Source organism: Actinokineospora terrae (assembly GCF_900111175.1).
Taxonomy (GTDB): domain Bacteria; phylum Actinomycetota; class Actinomycetes; order Mycobacteriales; family Pseudonocardiaceae; genus Actinokineospora; species Actinokineospora terrae.
In genome coordinates, this window is record NZ_FOGI01000005.1 from 424,932 (window position 1) to 439,439 (window position 14,508).

Below are 14,508 nucleotides of genomic sequence, written 5' to 3' on the forward strand. Positions count from 1 at the left end.
TTCAGCGCGTCAAGTCGAGCAGCGCGCAATTGTCCCAATCGTCGTGCGCGAGACCGAGCGCGCGCCGAGTGCGGTGCCGGGCCATGAGCAGGCTGTTGGCGTAGCTGGAGTGCGCGTCGTCGCGGTCGAGTTCCGCCAATTCGTGCGGCAGCAGGTTCGCGATGGCCAGCGAATACCACTCCAGCGCCGAGGGGTGGTCGCCGTGCGCCGCGTGCAGTTCCGCCGCCAGCTCGCACGGCGCCGGGAAGATCGGCTGCTCGTCGCGCAGCAGGTCGAACTGGTGCTCGGCCTCGTCGGCGCGGCCCAGCTCCAGCATCAGGTCGGCGAGGGCGACCCTGGCGAAACCGCGGTCCTCACCGCCGAGCGCGATCGCGTCGTCGAGGAACCCGATGGCCGCCACCGGCTGGCCCGCGCGCCGCTTGGCGTGCGCCGCCTCCAGCAGAATGTCGCCGCGGTCGTCGTAGCGGAACAGCCAGGCGAATTCCTCGGTCATGCGGTGAAATGTAGCAACCGCCGGTGCCGGAGGGGAGCCGGACGACCTATTCACGGGAATGAGAAACAATTCCGTCGGCCGTCCGGCAAAACGCTCACAACTTGCATCACCTAAGAAGGTGAACTCATCGGAGAACGGCCAAGATCGGGTCGATTTCCACTCCGCCGTCGGGTAAAGCGTCCACCGGCCACCAGCGCAGGTCCAGCGACTCGGCGCTGCGCACCGGCTGCGCCCCCTCGGGCGCCCGCACCGCGAACCGCACGTCGAAGTGCCGGGTCGGCAGCCCCAGCGAGCAGGTGATCGGGTGCACGTCCACGTGCAGCGGCACCGGGTCGATCCGCAGGCCCGCGATCCCGGACTCCTCGGTCGCCTCCCGCAGCGCCGCCCCGGCCAGCGTCCGGTCCGACGGCTCGCAGTGCCCGCCCAGCTGCAACCACCGGCCCACCCTCGGGTGCAGCGTCAGCAGCACGTACTCGCCGTGCGCGTCGAACACCAGCGCCGACGCGGTGACGTGCCCCGGCTCGCAGGCCCGCAGGCACGCGTCCGGCCTGGCGAGCAGGAACCCGAGAAAAGCCTGCCGCAGCGACTCCTGGGCCGGGTCGGCCGGGCGCCAGGCGGACATGGTCGCGACCGCGTCGGGGTGCGGGCTCACAGTTCCAGCAACTCCTCGTCCCGCGGCTCGCGCGGGGTCAGCTCCTGCGGGGGCCGCCCGACCGCGACCGCGCCGAGGGGCTCCCAGGACGCGGGCAGCCCCAGCACCGAGCGCACCACGTCCGGGCAGAAGATCGTCGAGGATACCCAGCAGGACCCGAGGCCCTCCGCGCCGAGGGCGACCAGCAACCCCTGCACCGCGGCGCCACCGGCGACGGTGAACATCGTCCGCTCCGCGTCCGCCCGCCTCGGGTCCGGGTAGTCGTGCGCCCCGTCGCGGACCAGGAACGGCAGCACGATCTCCGGCGCCTCGACCAGCAGGTCGCCGCGGCCGACCCGGCGCAGCACGGCCGCGTCGTCGAGGCCGTCGCCGCGCAGGTCCGCTTCCCAGGCCGCCCGCATCGCGGTCAGCAGCTCCACGCGCCTGGCCGTCAACCGCACGAACCGCACCGGGCGGGTGTGGTGCGGCGCGGGTGCCGTCAGCGCTGCCGCGACCGCGCGCTTGATGGCCCCCACGTCGACCGGCTCGTCGGCGAACGACCGCAGCGACCGGCGCAGCAGCACCGCCTCCCGCCGCCCCCGGGTGATCGCCTCCGCAGTGCCCAGCCGGAACAGGTCGTCCTCCTGTGGGCGCACCAGGTCCCGTGCGACGGACTTGTCGTCGCCGATCGTCATGCCGCGCACCACCGCGACCGGCACCCCGCCGAGCTTGCCCTTCACCAGGTCCGCGGCGGCGGCGACCTCGTCGGCCACCGCGACCACCGTCACCGCCAGCTCGTTGCCGTGCGCGTCGACCGACCCGGCGTAGGAGTGCAGCACCGCCAGCCCGGACGAGCCGATCGCCGCGTCCGTCTGCCCCATCCGCCAGGCCCGGCCCATGGTGTCGGTGACCACCACCGCCACCTCGACGCCGAGCCGCTCCCGCAGCCCGTTGCGCAGTGCGATCGCCGACCCGTCCGGGTCGGCGGGCAGCAGCGCGATCTCGTCGCGGGCCACGTTGGACGCGTCCACCCCGGAGGCGGCCTGGACCACGCCGATCCGCTTGTTGACCGTGATCAGCGTCGACCCCTTGGCCGCGATGACCTGGTCGGCCTCCTCCAGCACCGCGCGCCGCTTGGCCGCCTCCCGGCCCGCCGGGTCGCCGGGCACCCGGTACAGCCTGCCCTCCACTTTGGACACGATCTTGCTGGTCACCACCACGACGTCGCCGGAGCGCAGCCACGGCGCCGCGGCCACCACCGCGCCGGTGAGGTCGTCGCCCGGCCGGAACTCCGGCAGCCCGGTCACCGGCAGGATCTCGATGCCGCCGGTCGCGGCGTGCTCAGCCAACGTCCACCCCGCCCAGTTCCATCGCGGCCAGCACCATCGCCGCCGTGGCGTCCACATCGGACATCAACAGCGGAACCGCCCGCACCGCCACGCCCGGCACGTCCGCGGTGTCCCCGGTGGCCACCAGCCAGCCGTCGAGCACCCCGTTCTCCGAGCAGGCCCGCGACCCGTAGTGCCGCCCGACCGCCTCGGCGGAGGACGCCAGCCCGATCGCCTCCAGGCACGCGTCGGCCATGCCGCGCACCGGCTTGCCGCCGATGATCGGCGAGACCCCCACCACCGGCGCCTCGGTCTTGCGCAGCGCCGTGCGCACCCCGGGCACCGCCAGCACCGTGCCGACGCTCACCACCGGGTTCGACGGCGCCAGCAGCACGATGTCCGCGTCGGTGATCGCCTCGACCACGCCGGGCGCGGGCGTCGACTCGTCCGCGCCGACCGGCACGATCGAGCGCGCCCTCGGCTCCGCGCGGTAGCGGACCCACCACTCCTGGAAGTGCACCGCCTTGCGCTCGCCGGTGCTCGGCTCATCGATCACCACGTGCGTCTCGACCCGGTCGTCGGTCATCGGCAGCAGCCGCACCCCGGGCTTCCAGCGGTCCGACAGCGCCGCGGTGATGTCCGAGAGCTCGTAGCCCGCGCGCATCATCCTGGTGCGCACCAGGTGGGTCGCGATGTCCTTGTCGCCGAGGCCGAACCACTCCGGCTCGGCGCCGTAGGCGGCCAGCTCCTCCTTGACCGTCCAGCTCTCCCCGGTGCGGCCCCACCCGCGCTCGGTGTCGCTGCCACCACCCAGGGTGTACATGCACGAGTCGAGGTCGGGGCAGATCCGCAGCCCGTGCAGCCAGATGTCGTCCGCGGTGTTCACGATCGCGGTGACCTCGTGCGGGCTGGGCCCCTCCGGTGCGCCGACCGGTGGTAAACCGAGGAACTTCTTCACGCCGAGCAGGAACCGGGCTCCCCCGACCCCGCCGACGACAACCACTACCTTCACGGTCGGCGACCCTCGCAAGCTCAGTCGGTGGCCGGTCGACCGGCCACCGAGACGGTTTTCACATCCGGGTTTACTGCCAGAAGAAGAACGCGCGCTGCCCGAGGTACGCGGCGAGCTCGTCGCCGCCGATGGCGCCGAACAGGGCCTGCACCACGTCCCAGAACGCCCCGCTCACGCCGGGCACGCCGATCAGCACCGCGAACAGGATCAGCGGCGCCCACTGCCGCGCCTTGGCGCCGAACCTGCGCGCCTCGTAGGACAGGAACGGCTCGATGGCGCCCCACCCGTCCAGGCCGGGCACCGGCAGCATGTTCAGCACGAAGGCCGCGAGCTGCAGCAACGCCAGGAACGACAGGCCCCAGGCGATGCCGGGGGCCGGGTCGAAGACGTTCACCGAGACCGTCAGCAGGAACGCGATCACCAGGTTCGAGAACGGCCCGGCGAGCGAGACGGCTGAGTCCACCGCTCGGGACCGCAGCGCGTGGTGGTTGATCCACACCGCCCCGCCGGGCAGCGGGATGCCGCCGATCGCCAGGAACAGCAGCGGCAGCAGCAGGCTCAGCACCGGGTCGGTGTAGCGCCGCGGGTCGAGTGTGAGGTAGCCCTTGAAGTAGACCTCGCGGTCGCCGCCGCGGAAGGCGACGATCGCGTGCCCGAACTCGTGCAGGCACAGCGACACCGCCCAGCCGCCCATGACGAGCAGGAAAACCCCAGCCCGCAGCGCTGTCTCACCTTCCACGAGGGTCAGCAGCGCGCCCCCGACGGTGAGCAGGACGAGGGCAAGGAAGACCGGTGATGGCCGAACCGCTGATCGCTGCACCACACCAGTGTGGCAATGTCGGCCGGTTGGCGGACGACCGGACCGGCAATCGCCGCCGTTTCGGCAGGTACACGATCGGGTACGGGGAGCACATATCCCATCACCCGCTCGGGGGCCGCGCTTGACCCGCCGCGGCGACACGGGTGTAATCACATCGATGTCATTCGCCACGGGGACGGCCGATGGCATCCGCCAGCCGAGGAGTGCGGAAGGCGAGGAGGCGGGCGATCATGCAGGGATTGGGTGACGGGGGCCGCGTCGTGGAGTGGGGCGAGCGGTCGACAGAGGACCTCGGGGTGTTCTCCGGGTTCTTCGACGAGTCCGAGGAGCAGGAGTGGCAGGAGCGCGCACTGTGCGCGCAGACCGACCCCGAGGCGTTCTTCCCCGAGAAGGGCGGCTCGACCAGGGAGGCCAAGCGGATCTGCCTCGGTTGCGAGGTCCGCTCGGAGTGCCTGGAGTACGCCTTGGCGCACGACGAGCGCTTCGGCATCTGGGGTGGTCTGTCCGAACGGGAGCGGCGCAAGCTCAAGAAGCGCGCGGTCTAGGCCCTACGGCCTGGAGCGCGGCGTGCGGGACGCCGAGAGCCTGTACTGGGGAGTCCGGGCTCAAGGTGGCAGCGGGAACGGTCGATAACGCGGGCTGACCGCCCGCGCCTTCACCACGGTCCAGCGCGTCTCGTCGTACGGTGGGCGGTCACCACGGCCCGCGAACGAGGGAGGTGCCGGTCCGTGCCGTCCCGGTCCCGGTCGGCGTTGGCGCGCGGCGCTCCTGTGCTGCGCACCGCGCCGGTGCTCGCCGTCCTGGTCTGCCACGACGGCGCCGAGTGGTTGCGGCAGGCGCTGTCCGCGCTGCGCCACTCCAGGCCCCGCCCCCGGCACGTGCTGGCGGTGGACACCGGCTCGACCGATGGCACCGCCGCGCTGCTCGCGGCCGCGTGCGCCGGTCCGGACCAGGTGGTCGACGGCGTCATCACCCTCGACCGCGCGACCGGGTACGCCGCGGCCGTGCACGCCGCGGTGGACCACGCGGTCGACCGCTGGGGCGACCCGGGCGGCTGGATCTGGCTGCTGCACGACGATTCCGCGCCCGACCAGGACTGCCTGGCCACGCTGCTGCTCACCGCCGAGGTGTCGCCGTCGGCCGGGGTGCTCGGGCCGCTGGTGGTGGACTGGCAGGACCCCAGGCTGGTGGTCGAGGCCGGACTGTCCACCGACGCCGCCGGGCACCGGCAGACCGGGGTCGGTCCGTCCGAACTGGACTGGGTGCGGCTCGGCCGCGGCGGCGACCGGGGCCTCGAGCAGAGCACCGAGGTGCTCGCGGTGTCCTCGGCCGGGATGCTGGTGCGCCGCTCGGTGTGGGCGGCGCTCGGCGGGTTCGACCGCGACCTCGGGCTGTTCGGCGAGGACGTCGACCTGGGCTGGCGGGCGAACCGGGCCGGGCACGTGGTGCTCTGCGTCCCCAAGGCGCGCATCCGGCACGCCCGTGCGGTCACCACCCGGCGCAGGCGGGTCGACGTGGCGGCGCCCCGGCTCGGCGGTACCCCGCGCGCGCTGGCCAGGGGGCACGGGCTGCGCACCTTCCTGGTGAACTGCACCACGTTCTCGTTCCTGGTCGGGGTTCCCCGGCTGACCGCGCTGTGCCTGCTGCGCGCCTTGGGTTTCGCCATGCAACGGAGGCCTGCCGAGTCCCGCGCCGAACTGCGCGCGGTGGCGTACCTGCTCGGCGGCGGCGCCGGGCTGCGGGCCGCCCGGGGCGATCGGGTACGGCAGGGTGCGCGATCGGGCAGTGTTCGCGGACTGTTCACCAGCCGCGCCACGAGGCTGCGCAACGCGGTGCGGGGCGCGGTGTCGACCATGGTCCGCAGGCGCGTGGTCGCCGACGCCGCCCTGGGTCGGCTGCCCGGCGACTACGACCCGGCGTGGCTGCCTCCGGAGGCCGTGCCGCGGCCGCCGGTGAGCCCGGACGCGTTGCCCGCCGGGGCGGGTGGACGGCCGAAGCGCGCCGGACTGCGCCGACCGGACAACGCGATCGCGGTCCCGTTGGTGCTCGCCGAGCCGCCGCCGACCGGTCTGGCGCCGAGTCCGGGTCCGCGCCCGTCGCCGGTTCGCCGCGACGGGAGCACGCCGGAACCGCCGCGCGAGGCGGTGCTCGTCCGGGTGGACCGGGCGCGCGTCCTGCGGCAGATCGCCCTGGCACCGCCGCTGGTGCTGTTCCTCGGGCTGGTCGCGTTGGCGTTCGTGGTGAACTCCGCCCGGCTGGGACTCGACCTCGCGGGCGGGCGACTGGCGCCGGTGGGGTCGCTGGAGCAGGTGTGGGCCGAGTACCTGGCGACCTGGCACGGGGTGTCCGGCGGGACGGCCGCGCCAGCCCCGACAGCGCTGGCGGTGCTCGGTGTCCTGGGAGCGTTCCTCGCACCCGTGGGCGGTCCGGCGGCGGTCGTGGCCGTGTTGCTGTTGGCCGATCTGCCGCTGGCGGGCCTAAGCGCGTACATCGCGACTAGAAGGGCGCCGGTGCGCCGGTGGGTGCGGGCATTGCTCGCGCTCGGGTACGCGCTGCTGCCGCCCGCCGCGTCCGCCGTGGCGCAGGGCAGGCTCGACGCGGTCGTAGTGCACATCCTGCTTCCGTTGGTGGCCTCCGGGATCGCGGCCCTGATCGGGCGCGGCCGGGTCGGTGAGGGCGCCTGGCTCTCGACGACGGCGGGTACGGCACTCGGGTTGGCGGCCATCGGGGCGTTCTCCCCGCTGACCCACCTGACGTTGGTCGTCATGGCGCTCGGCGGGTTCGTCCTGGTGCCCGGCGGTGGCAGCAGGCGTGGTGCGGCGCTGTTCCTGCTGGTGCTCATGCCGTTGGCGTTGCTGCTGCCCTGGCCCGCGGTGGTGATCCAGCACCCCGGGGTCGTCCTGCACGGCATCGGCGCGGTGACCGATTCGCCTGCCGTCTCGCTCGTCGACCTGGTGGGCCTCAACGCAGGCGGACCGGGGGCGTGGTCGTTCGTCGGGTTCGGTGTCCTGGTGGCGGTCGCGGCCGGGATCGCTTTCGGGGCACGGCGGTCAGTGCTGCCTGGGCTGAGTTTCGCCTTACTGGGCGCGGTCACCGTCGTACTCGTGCGACTGGTGCCCGCGACACCGTTGAGCGGTGGCCCCCCGGTCGCTGCTTGGGCCGGTGTGCCGCTGCTGATCGTCGGCTGGGGGCTGGTGTGGGCGATGCTCGGCGCCTCTCGCACCGGGCGGGCGCCGGTACGGCTGCCCGCTGTGTTCGCGGGTGCGGCCGCGTTGGGGGTTCTTGTTGTCGGCGTGATCATCCCGGGCAGGCAAGGTCCACTGGACGACTCCGGCGGCGAGCAGTTGGCGACCACGCTGACCGCGGAACTCGCCAACACCAACCGGTCCCTGTTGGTCCTGTCCGACCAGCAGCCCCGGCAGGTCACCGGTCGGGCTCCGCTGTTCGGTGACGACGACCTCGCGCCCACCCCGTCGTCCAGCCCTCGACTTGCCGCACTCGACCGGGAATTGCGCTCGGACGACCCGGATCGCGTCCAGTCCGCTGTGCTGCGTGCCGCGGCTACGGGAGTCCTCTTCGTCGTAGTCCCGCAAGCTGACGCGCAACGCTTCCAAGACCGCGCAGGCACTCTTGTCGCTGACGCACCCCGCACATCGACCGGCGCAGCCGTGTTCCGGCTACTTCCACGGTCCGGTTCGGCCTACCTGCTTTCGCCTGATGCGGCGCATCTAGCCCTTACCGGTGCCACGCCCACATCGGACGCGGCGGTGCCTGTCGAAGCCGCACCACCACAGGTGGCCGTGAAGGTGTCCGATGGCGCCGAAGGGCGGCTGCTCGTGATCACCGCCGAGGAAGAACCCGGCTGGGAGGCGACAATCGACGGTAGGCCCGTCGCCGTCGTTCGGGCGTGGGGCAGTTCAGTCGCGGTAGCCATACCGACTCGTGCGGCCGAAGTGCGCATAGAACAACCCACCACGCTGCGCGGATTGCTCCTGCTCATCCAGGCCGCGGTCGTCCTGTTCGCCCTGCTGACAGCGATCCCGGCCCGCGGCCGCGGTCAGGACTCGCCGTCGATCACGCCCGGGTCGAGCCCGAGGTAGGCCGCCACCTGCTCGACCAGCACGTCGTGCACCAGGTCGGCGAGGTCAGCGCTGTCCTTGGCGCGCGCCTCGAGCGGCCGCCGGTAGAGCACGATCCGCGCCCTGGTCGGCTGGCCCCTGCGGTCGACACCGGCCTGCACCAGCCGCGCCAGCGGCACCCCGCTGTCGGCGAGCACGCCGTCCGGGGTGTCCGGCGTGACCTCGGGGACGTCGTCCACCGCCACGTCGAGCTTGGTCAGCTCCGTGCGCCAGCGCGCCTCGATGGGCTCCAGGGCGTCGAGCACCAGCGCGTCGAACTTCTCCGCGCGCGTGCTCGCCGCGGGCAGCGTCGACGGGTACAGCGGACCCCGCAGACCGCGTCCATGTCGATCGCGATTGCGCCGTCCGCGCCGCCGGGAACTGCGAGCCGTCACCACCCTGAGCAGGGTACGCGGGTCCCCTGCTGGGCCGGTTGGGCGTGTCGGGGGCGTGTCGTGCGGCACTTGGGGCGCGAGCGGCCGCGGAGGCGCTATGGTCACCGATCGTGCGGAGCGTGCGGCGGTGTTCACGGACCGGGTGTCTCGACCCGGCCGTCGCCACGCTGACCTACGCCTACGCCGAGTCGACCGCGGTCGTCGGACCGCTGGCCACCTACTCCGAGCCGCACAGCTACGACCTCTGCGAGGAGCACGCGTTGCGCCTCACCGTCCCGCGCGGCTGGGAGGTCGTCCGCCACGACGGCGCGTTCGCCCTCCCCGAGCCCTCGGTCGACGACCTCACCGCGCTCGCCGAGGCGGTCCGCGAGGCGGGCCGGGTCGACCGGCCGGTGGAGCAACCCGACCAGGGCGCGGCCGCGGGCAGACGCGGTCACCTGCGGGTATTGCCGGACCCGGTCACCGAGTAGCGACCGACTCCGTCGCCGACTGGCGACGCTGGGCGTCGCGGTCGGGCCGCCGCCGGTAGGCTCCTGGCGAGTAGTCGCGGGCTGCCGCAGGGCCAGCCTGCCCGACCCCTGGGAGTACCCCGTGCGCGACCTGTCCGGCGTCTTCAAGGCCTACGACATCCGCGGCGTGGTGGGCGAGCAGATCGACACCGACCTCGTGCGCGCCATCGGCGCCGCGTTCGCCAGGCTGGTCGGCGGGCCCGCCGTGGTGATCGGGTACGACATGCGCGACTCCTCGCCCGCGCTCGCCGACGCCTTCGGCGACGGGGTGGCCTCGACCGGGGTCGACGTGGTCAACATCGGCCTGGCCAGCACCGACATGCTGTACTTCGCCTCCGGCAGCCTGCAGTTGCCCGGCGCGATGTTCACCGCCAGCCACAACCCGGCCAAGTACAACGGCATCAAGCTCTGCCGCGCAGGCGCCGCCCCCGTCGGCCAGGACTCGGGTCTCACCGAGATCCAGGCCGATGTCGAGGCCGGAGCCGACCACCCGGTCGCCGAGACCAAGGGCTCGGTCGAGCACAAGGACCTGCTGGCCGAGTACGCCGCCTACCTGCGCGAGCTGGTCGACCTCACCGGGATCCGGCCGCTGAAGGTGGTCGTGGACGCGGGCAACGGCATGGGCGGGCACACCGTGCCGAGCGTGTTCGCCGACCTGCCGATCGAGGTCGTGCCGATGTACTTCGAGCTCGACGGCAGCTTCCCCAACCACGAGGCCAACCCACTGGACCCGAAGAACATCGTGGACCTGCAGGCGAGGGTGCGCGAGGTCGGCGCGGACGTCGGCCTGGCCTTCGACGGCGACGCCGACCGCTGCTTCGTCGTCGACGAGAACGGCGACCCGGTCTCCCCGAGTGCCGTCACCGCCCTGGTCGCGGTGCGCGAGCTGGCCAAGGACCCGGGCGGCACGGTGATCCACAACCTGATCACCTCGGACGCGGTGCCCGAGATCGTCGCCGAGCACGGCGGCAAGCCGGTGCGCACCAGGGTCGGCCACTCGTTCATCAAGCAGGAGATGGCCCGCACCGGCGCGATCTTCGGCGGCGAGCACTCCGCGCACTACTACTTCCGCGACTTCTGGAAGGCCGACACCGGCATGCTCGCCGCGCTGCACGTGCTGGCGGCGCTGGGCGAGCAGCCGGGCACGCTGTCCGCGCTGACCAGGGAGTACAACCGCTACGCGGCCTCCGGCGAGATCAACTCCACGGTCACCGACCAGGCCGGGCGGCTGGCCGCGATCCGCGCCGAGTTCGGCGACCGCGACGGCGTCGAGCTCGACGAGCTCGACGGGCTGACCGTGCGGCTGCCCGGCGGCGGCTGGTTCAACCTGCGCGCCTCCAACACCGAGCCGCTGCTGCGCCTCAACATCGAGGCGGCCGACGACAGCGCCGTCACCGCCATCCGCGACGAGGTGCTGGCGATCGTCCGGGCTTGAGCTGCGCCGACCCGCACCCGCCTGGACACTGGACCCAACGAGGAGGACGACCGTGGCAGTCACACTGGACCAGCAGTTGTTGGACATCCTCGCCTGCCCGTCCGACGACCACGCCCCGCTGCGCGTCGGCACCCCGGACGACCCGGAGGCCGACGTGCTGACCTGCACCGAGTGCGGCAGGCGGTACCCGGTCACCGACGGCATCCCGGTGCTGCTGCTCGACGAGGCGGAGCACCCGGCCGACCGGCAGACCGGCCAAGCCCCGTGAGCACCGTCGCCGACGACAGCCTCCTCGACGACCCCGCCCGGTTGGGCGAGGCCGACGTGGACGGTCTGCTGCGGGCGGGCGCGATGGCCGGTGCCCAGGTGCGGGCCACCTCCGAGGCCGCGGCGGGCGCGGGCATCGGCAGGCTCGCGGGCAGCCGTCCGCGCGCGGTGGTGCTGCTGACCCGCCCCGGGCTCGGCCCCGCGGTGTCTCGGCTGCTCGCCGAGCTGCTGCTGCCCGCGTGCCCGGTGCCGCTGGTGGTCACCGACGTCGTCCCGCCGTGGGTGGGCGCGCTGGACGTCGTGATCGCGCACACCGACGACCCCGGCGACCGGCAGCTGGCCGAGGACGTCGACCGGGCGGGCCGCCGCGGCGCCGGTGTCGTGCTGACCGCGCCGTCCGAGGGCCCGGTCGCCGCCGCTGCCGCTGGCAACGCCATGTTGATCACCCCGAGGCTGGTCGTGCGGCCCGGGTTCGGCTTCGCCAAGGCCTACACCAGCGGCCTGCTCGCGCTGCGGGAACTCGACCTGCTGCGCTTCGACGTGGACATGCTCGCCGACGAGCTCGACCGCGAGGCCGAGCGCGACCACCCGCAGCACGAGTCGTTCGTGAACCCGGCCAAGACGCTGGCGCTGCGGCTGGCCGAGCACTCCCCGCTGCTGTGGGGCCTCGACCACGTCGCCACCGCGGTCGGCCGCCACGCCGTGCAGGTGCTGGGCACCCACACCGACCTGGTCTGCGACGTGGCCGGGTACCTGCAGGCCAGCAGCCGCACCGCGCTGCACCGCGCCGCCGTGCGGGCCACCTCCGAGCGCGACATCTTCGCCGACCCGGACTCCTTCGACGGACCGGCCGCGCTGCCGCCCAGGGTGCTGCTGCTCGCGGTCCGCGCGCAGCCGGACGACCCGGTGCGCAGGCAGGCCCACGAGACGCTGCCCGCCGCCGACCTGATCGCCCCGGCCGAGGAGATCACGGCGGACGAGCCGACCAGGGCGGCCGTGCTCGCGCTGCGCTTCGAACTCGCCGCGCTCTACCTCGGCCTCGCCGCGGGTACCACCGGCGGCACCGGCCGTTACGCTCCCGCGAGCGCGTGACCAGGGAGTCTGGTCCGAGGTGACGGTGGGAACGAGCCCGGTGGTCGCTGCCGACCCCACCGGGTGGTCCGAAGGAGTGAGTAGTCAGGTGGAGCTGCTGCGCAATGCGGTGCGCCCGTATGCGTGGGGGTCGCGCACGACTCTCGCCGAGCTGCTGGGCAAGCCGGTGCCCGCGCCGCACCCGGAGGCCGAGCTGTGGATGGGCGCGCACCCCGGCGACCCGTCCCGGTTCGTCGACGGCGACGGCGCCGAGCACTCCCTGCTCGACCGGATCGACTCCGACCCGCGTGGACAGCTCGGTGACGCTACCGCGGCCAGGTGGGGCAACCGGCTGCCGTTCCTGCTCAAGATCCTCGCCGTTGAAGAGCCGCTGAGCATGCAGGCGCATCCCTCGGCCGCGCAGGCCGCCGAGGGGTACGCGCGCGAAGAGGCCGCGGGCATCACCAGGGACGCGGCCAACCGCAACTACCCGGACCCGACCGCGAAGCCCGAACTGGTCTGCGCGCTCACCGAGTTCCACGCCCTCGCCGGGTTCCGCGACCCGGTGCGCACCATCGCGCTGCTCGAACAGCTGCGCACGCCCGGCCTGTCCGCGCACATCGACCTGCTGGTCGGCCAGCCCAACTCCGACGGGCTGCGGGCCCTGTTCACCACCTGGATCACGCTGCCGCAGACCGCGCTGGAACGGCTGATGCCGGACCTGATCGACGCCTGCGTCGCGCACGTCAAGGCGCACGGCGAGTTCTCCCTGGAGTGCCGCACGGTCCTGGAGCTGGGCGAGAGCTACCCCGGCGACGCGGGCGTGCTGGCCGCGCTGCTGCTCAACCGGCTGGTGCTCGGCCCCGGCGAGGCCATCTACCTGCCAGCCGGGAACCTGCACGCCTACCTGCACGGCACCGGCGTGGAGATCCTGGCCAACTCCGACAACATCCTGCGCGGCGGGCTCACCCCCAAGCACGTCGATGTGCCGGAACTGCTGCGGGTGCTCGACTTCGGCTGCGGCGACATGCCGGTGTCCACCGGCGACCAGGTCGGGCGGCTGCGCGCCTACCGCACCGACGCGCCGGAGTTCGAGCTGTCCAGAGTGGAGTGGGCGCCGGGTCAGCGCGACCGCGTGCCGCTGCCGGTGCAGCGCCCGCAGATCATGGTCTGCACCGACGGCGAGGTCGAGGTCGGCGGCCGCAGGCTCGGTCGCGGCCAGTCCGCGTGGGTGCCCGCGTGCGACGTGGACCTGGCGGTCCGCCCGGTCGGCGAGGGTCACACCCAGGTGTTCGTGGCAACCGTGGGCGCCGAGGCCCCCGACCATGACACGCTCTAGGCTGCCACCGATCCACCGATCCGACATATCGGACTAGCACCAGGGAGCGACTGTGTCCGCTGGAGGCAGCACCAAGGCCATCCTCGCCGCGTTGGGCGCCAACGCGGGGATCGCCGTGGCCAAGTTCGTCGGCTTCCTGGTCACCGGGTCGTCCTCGATGCTCGCCGAGTCGGTGCACTCGGTCGCCGACACCTCCAACCAGGGGCTGCTGCTGCTCGGGCAGAAGACCTCGCAGCGGCGGGCCACCAAGGAGCACCCGTTCGGCTTCGGCCGCGACCGGTACTTCTACTCGTTCATCGTGGCGCTGATGCTGTTCTCGCTCGGCTCGGTGTTCGCGCTCTACGAGGGCATCCACAAGATCGGCCACCCAGAGCCGCTGACATCGCCGTGGGTCGCGGTGATCATCCTGGTGCTGGCCATCGCCCTGGAGTCGTACTCGTTCTACACCGCCATCGTGGAGTCCAGGAAGATCAAGGGCGACGCCACCTGGTGGGGCTTCATCCGCCAGTCGCGCACCCCGGAGCTGCCGGTCGTGCTGCTGGAGGACGCGGGCGCGCTGCTCGGCCTCGTCCTCGCACTCGGCGGCGTCGGCCTCACCCTGGCCACCGGCGAACCGGTCTGGGACGGCATCGGCACGCTGTGCATCGGGGTGCTGCTGGGCATCATCGCGATCATCTTGATCGTGGAGATGAAGTCGCTGCTCATCGGCGAGGGCGCCACCCCGGCCGAACTGGCCAAGATCGAGGACGAACTGGCCACCGGCAAGGTCCAGCGGATCATCCACCTGCGCACCCAGTACCTCGGACCGGACGAGCTCCTCGTCGCCGCCAAGATCGCCCTGCGCCCCGGCCTCCCCATGGAAGACGTCGCCCAGGCCATCGACGACGCCGAGGCCCGCGTCCGCAACGCCGTCCCGGCTGCCCGGCTGATCTACCTGGAGCCAGACCTCTACCGCACCACGGTCAGCACTCCCTGAGCCGCCACACTGCTCACGCTCGATAGGGCGAACTTCCTTCCCAGGGCGCCCAGGGGCCCCGCGCAAAGGAAGTTCGCCCTATCGAGCCCCCCACCCAGCAAGCGCCGACCCCCG

The 14,508-nt window shown here is 72.9% G+C and carries 14 protein-coding genes; 8 read left to right on the top strand and 6 right to left on the bottom strand.

The features are described from left to right. Position 1: 1 nt before the first annotated feature. The 5 genes from BMY07_RS13500 to BMY07_RS13520 form a co-directional block, all read right to left on the bottom strand. Positions 2-493 carry a tetratricopeptide repeat protein gene (locus BMY07_RS13500; protein ID WP_092778098.1) on the bottom strand — a complete coding sequence of 164 codons (492 nt, stop codon included), beginning with the start codon at positions 491-493 and terminating at the stop codon, positions 2-4. 124 nt (positions 494-617) lie between these two features. Then, positions 618-1,145, bottom strand: a complete 528-nt coding sequence (locus BMY07_RS13505) for an NUDIX hydrolase (RefSeq protein WP_092778100.1) — start codon at positions 1,143-1,145, stop codon at positions 618-620. Beyond that, positions 1,142-2,473, bottom strand: coding sequence for a coenzyme F420-0:L-glutamate ligase (locus tag BMY07_RS13510; protein ID WP_245782358.1), 1,332 nt, complete (start codon positions 2,471-2,473; stop codon positions 1,142-1,144). Before BMY07_RS13510 ends, BMY07_RS13505 begins: the two co-directional genes overlap by 4 nt. Then, positions 2,466-3,464 (bottom strand): 2-phospho-L-lactate transferase, encoded by a 999-nt coding sequence (gene cofD / locus BMY07_RS13515; protein WP_092778104.1) that lies wholly within the window; start codon positions 3,462-3,464, stop codon positions 2,466-2,468. The genes BMY07_RS13510 and cofD overlap by 8 nt, the downstream gene beginning before the upstream one ends. Positions 3,465-3,534: 70 nt before the next feature. After that, complete coding sequence (locus BMY07_RS13520) at positions 3,535-4,284, bottom strand: site-2 protease family protein (RefSeq protein WP_092778106.1); 750 nt, start codon at positions 4,282-4,284, stop codon at positions 3,535-3,537. A 230-nt stretch (positions 4,285-4,514) separates the two neighbouring features. Between BMY07_RS13520 and BMY07_RS13525 the strand changes: the two genes are divergently transcribed. Together BMY07_RS13525 and BMY07_RS13530 are read left to right on the top strand one after the other, a co-directional pair. After that, positions 4,515-4,829 (top strand): WhiB family transcriptional regulator, encoded by a 315-nt coding sequence (locus tag BMY07_RS13525; protein ID WP_092778108.1) that lies wholly within the window; start codon positions 4,515-4,517, stop codon positions 4,827-4,829. Between the two features lie 183 nt (positions 4,830-5,012). Then, a complete protein-coding gene (locus BMY07_RS13530; protein WP_245782359.1) occupies positions 5,013-8,384 on the top strand; it encodes a glycosyltransferase in 3,372 nt (1,123 codons plus the stop codon). Here BMY07_RS13530 and BMY07_RS13535 read toward each other — a convergent pair. Beyond that, positions 8,342-8,800, bottom strand: a complete 459-nt coding sequence (locus BMY07_RS13535; protein ID WP_092778110.1) for a metallopeptidase family protein — start codon at positions 8,798-8,800, stop codon at positions 8,342-8,344. The two genes, BMY07_RS13530 and BMY07_RS13535, sit on opposite strands and share 43 nt — an antisense overlap. A gap of 107 nt (positions 8,801-8,907) precedes the next feature. Here BMY07_RS13535 and BMY07_RS13540 point away from each other — a divergent pair, with 107 nt between their 5' ends. The 6 genes from BMY07_RS13540 to BMY07_RS13565 all read left to right on the top strand — a co-directional run bounded on the left by BMY07_RS13540 (position 8,908) and on the right by BMY07_RS13565 (position 14,394). Next, positions 8,908-9,267 carry a DUF3499 domain-containing protein gene (locus tag BMY07_RS13540; protein ID WP_211346442.1) on the top strand — a complete coding sequence of 120 codons (360 nt, stop codon included), beginning with the start codon at positions 8,908-8,910 and terminating at the stop codon, positions 9,265-9,267. A gap of 121 nt (positions 9,268-9,388) precedes the next feature. Continuing rightward, on the top strand, positions 9,389-10,741 hold the full coding sequence (locus BMY07_RS13545) for a phosphomannomutase/phosphoglucomutase (protein WP_092778114.1): 1,353 nt from the start codon (positions 9,389-9,391) through the stop codon (positions 10,739-10,741). 52 nt (positions 10,742-10,793) lie between these two features. Continuing rightward, the gene (locus BMY07_RS13550) at positions 10,794-11,009 is read left to right on the top strand and encodes a Trm112 family protein (protein ID WP_092778116.1); all 216 of its coding nucleotides are present in this window, start codon (positions 10,794-10,796) and stop codon (positions 11,007-11,009) included. After that, positions 11,006-12,100 carry a hypothetical protein gene (locus BMY07_RS13555; protein ID WP_092778118.1) on the top strand — a complete coding sequence of 365 codons (1,095 nt, stop codon included), beginning with the start codon at positions 11,006-11,008 and terminating at the stop codon, positions 12,098-12,100. The genes BMY07_RS13550 and BMY07_RS13555 overlap by 4 nt, the downstream gene beginning before the upstream one ends. 88 nt (positions 12,101-12,188) lie before the next feature. Continuing rightward, the gene (gene manA / locus BMY07_RS13560) at positions 12,189-13,418 is read left to right on the top strand and encodes a mannose-6-phosphate isomerase, class I (protein WP_092778120.1); all 1,230 of its coding nucleotides are present in this window, start codon (positions 12,189-12,191) and stop codon (positions 13,416-13,418) included. A 52-nt stretch (positions 13,419-13,470) separates the two neighbouring features. After that, complete coding sequence (locus tag BMY07_RS13565) at positions 13,471-14,394, top strand: cation diffusion facilitator family transporter (protein WP_092778122.1); 924 nt, start codon at positions 13,471-13,473, stop codon at positions 14,392-14,394. The last annotated feature ends 114 nt before the right edge of the window (positions 14,395-14,508 follow it).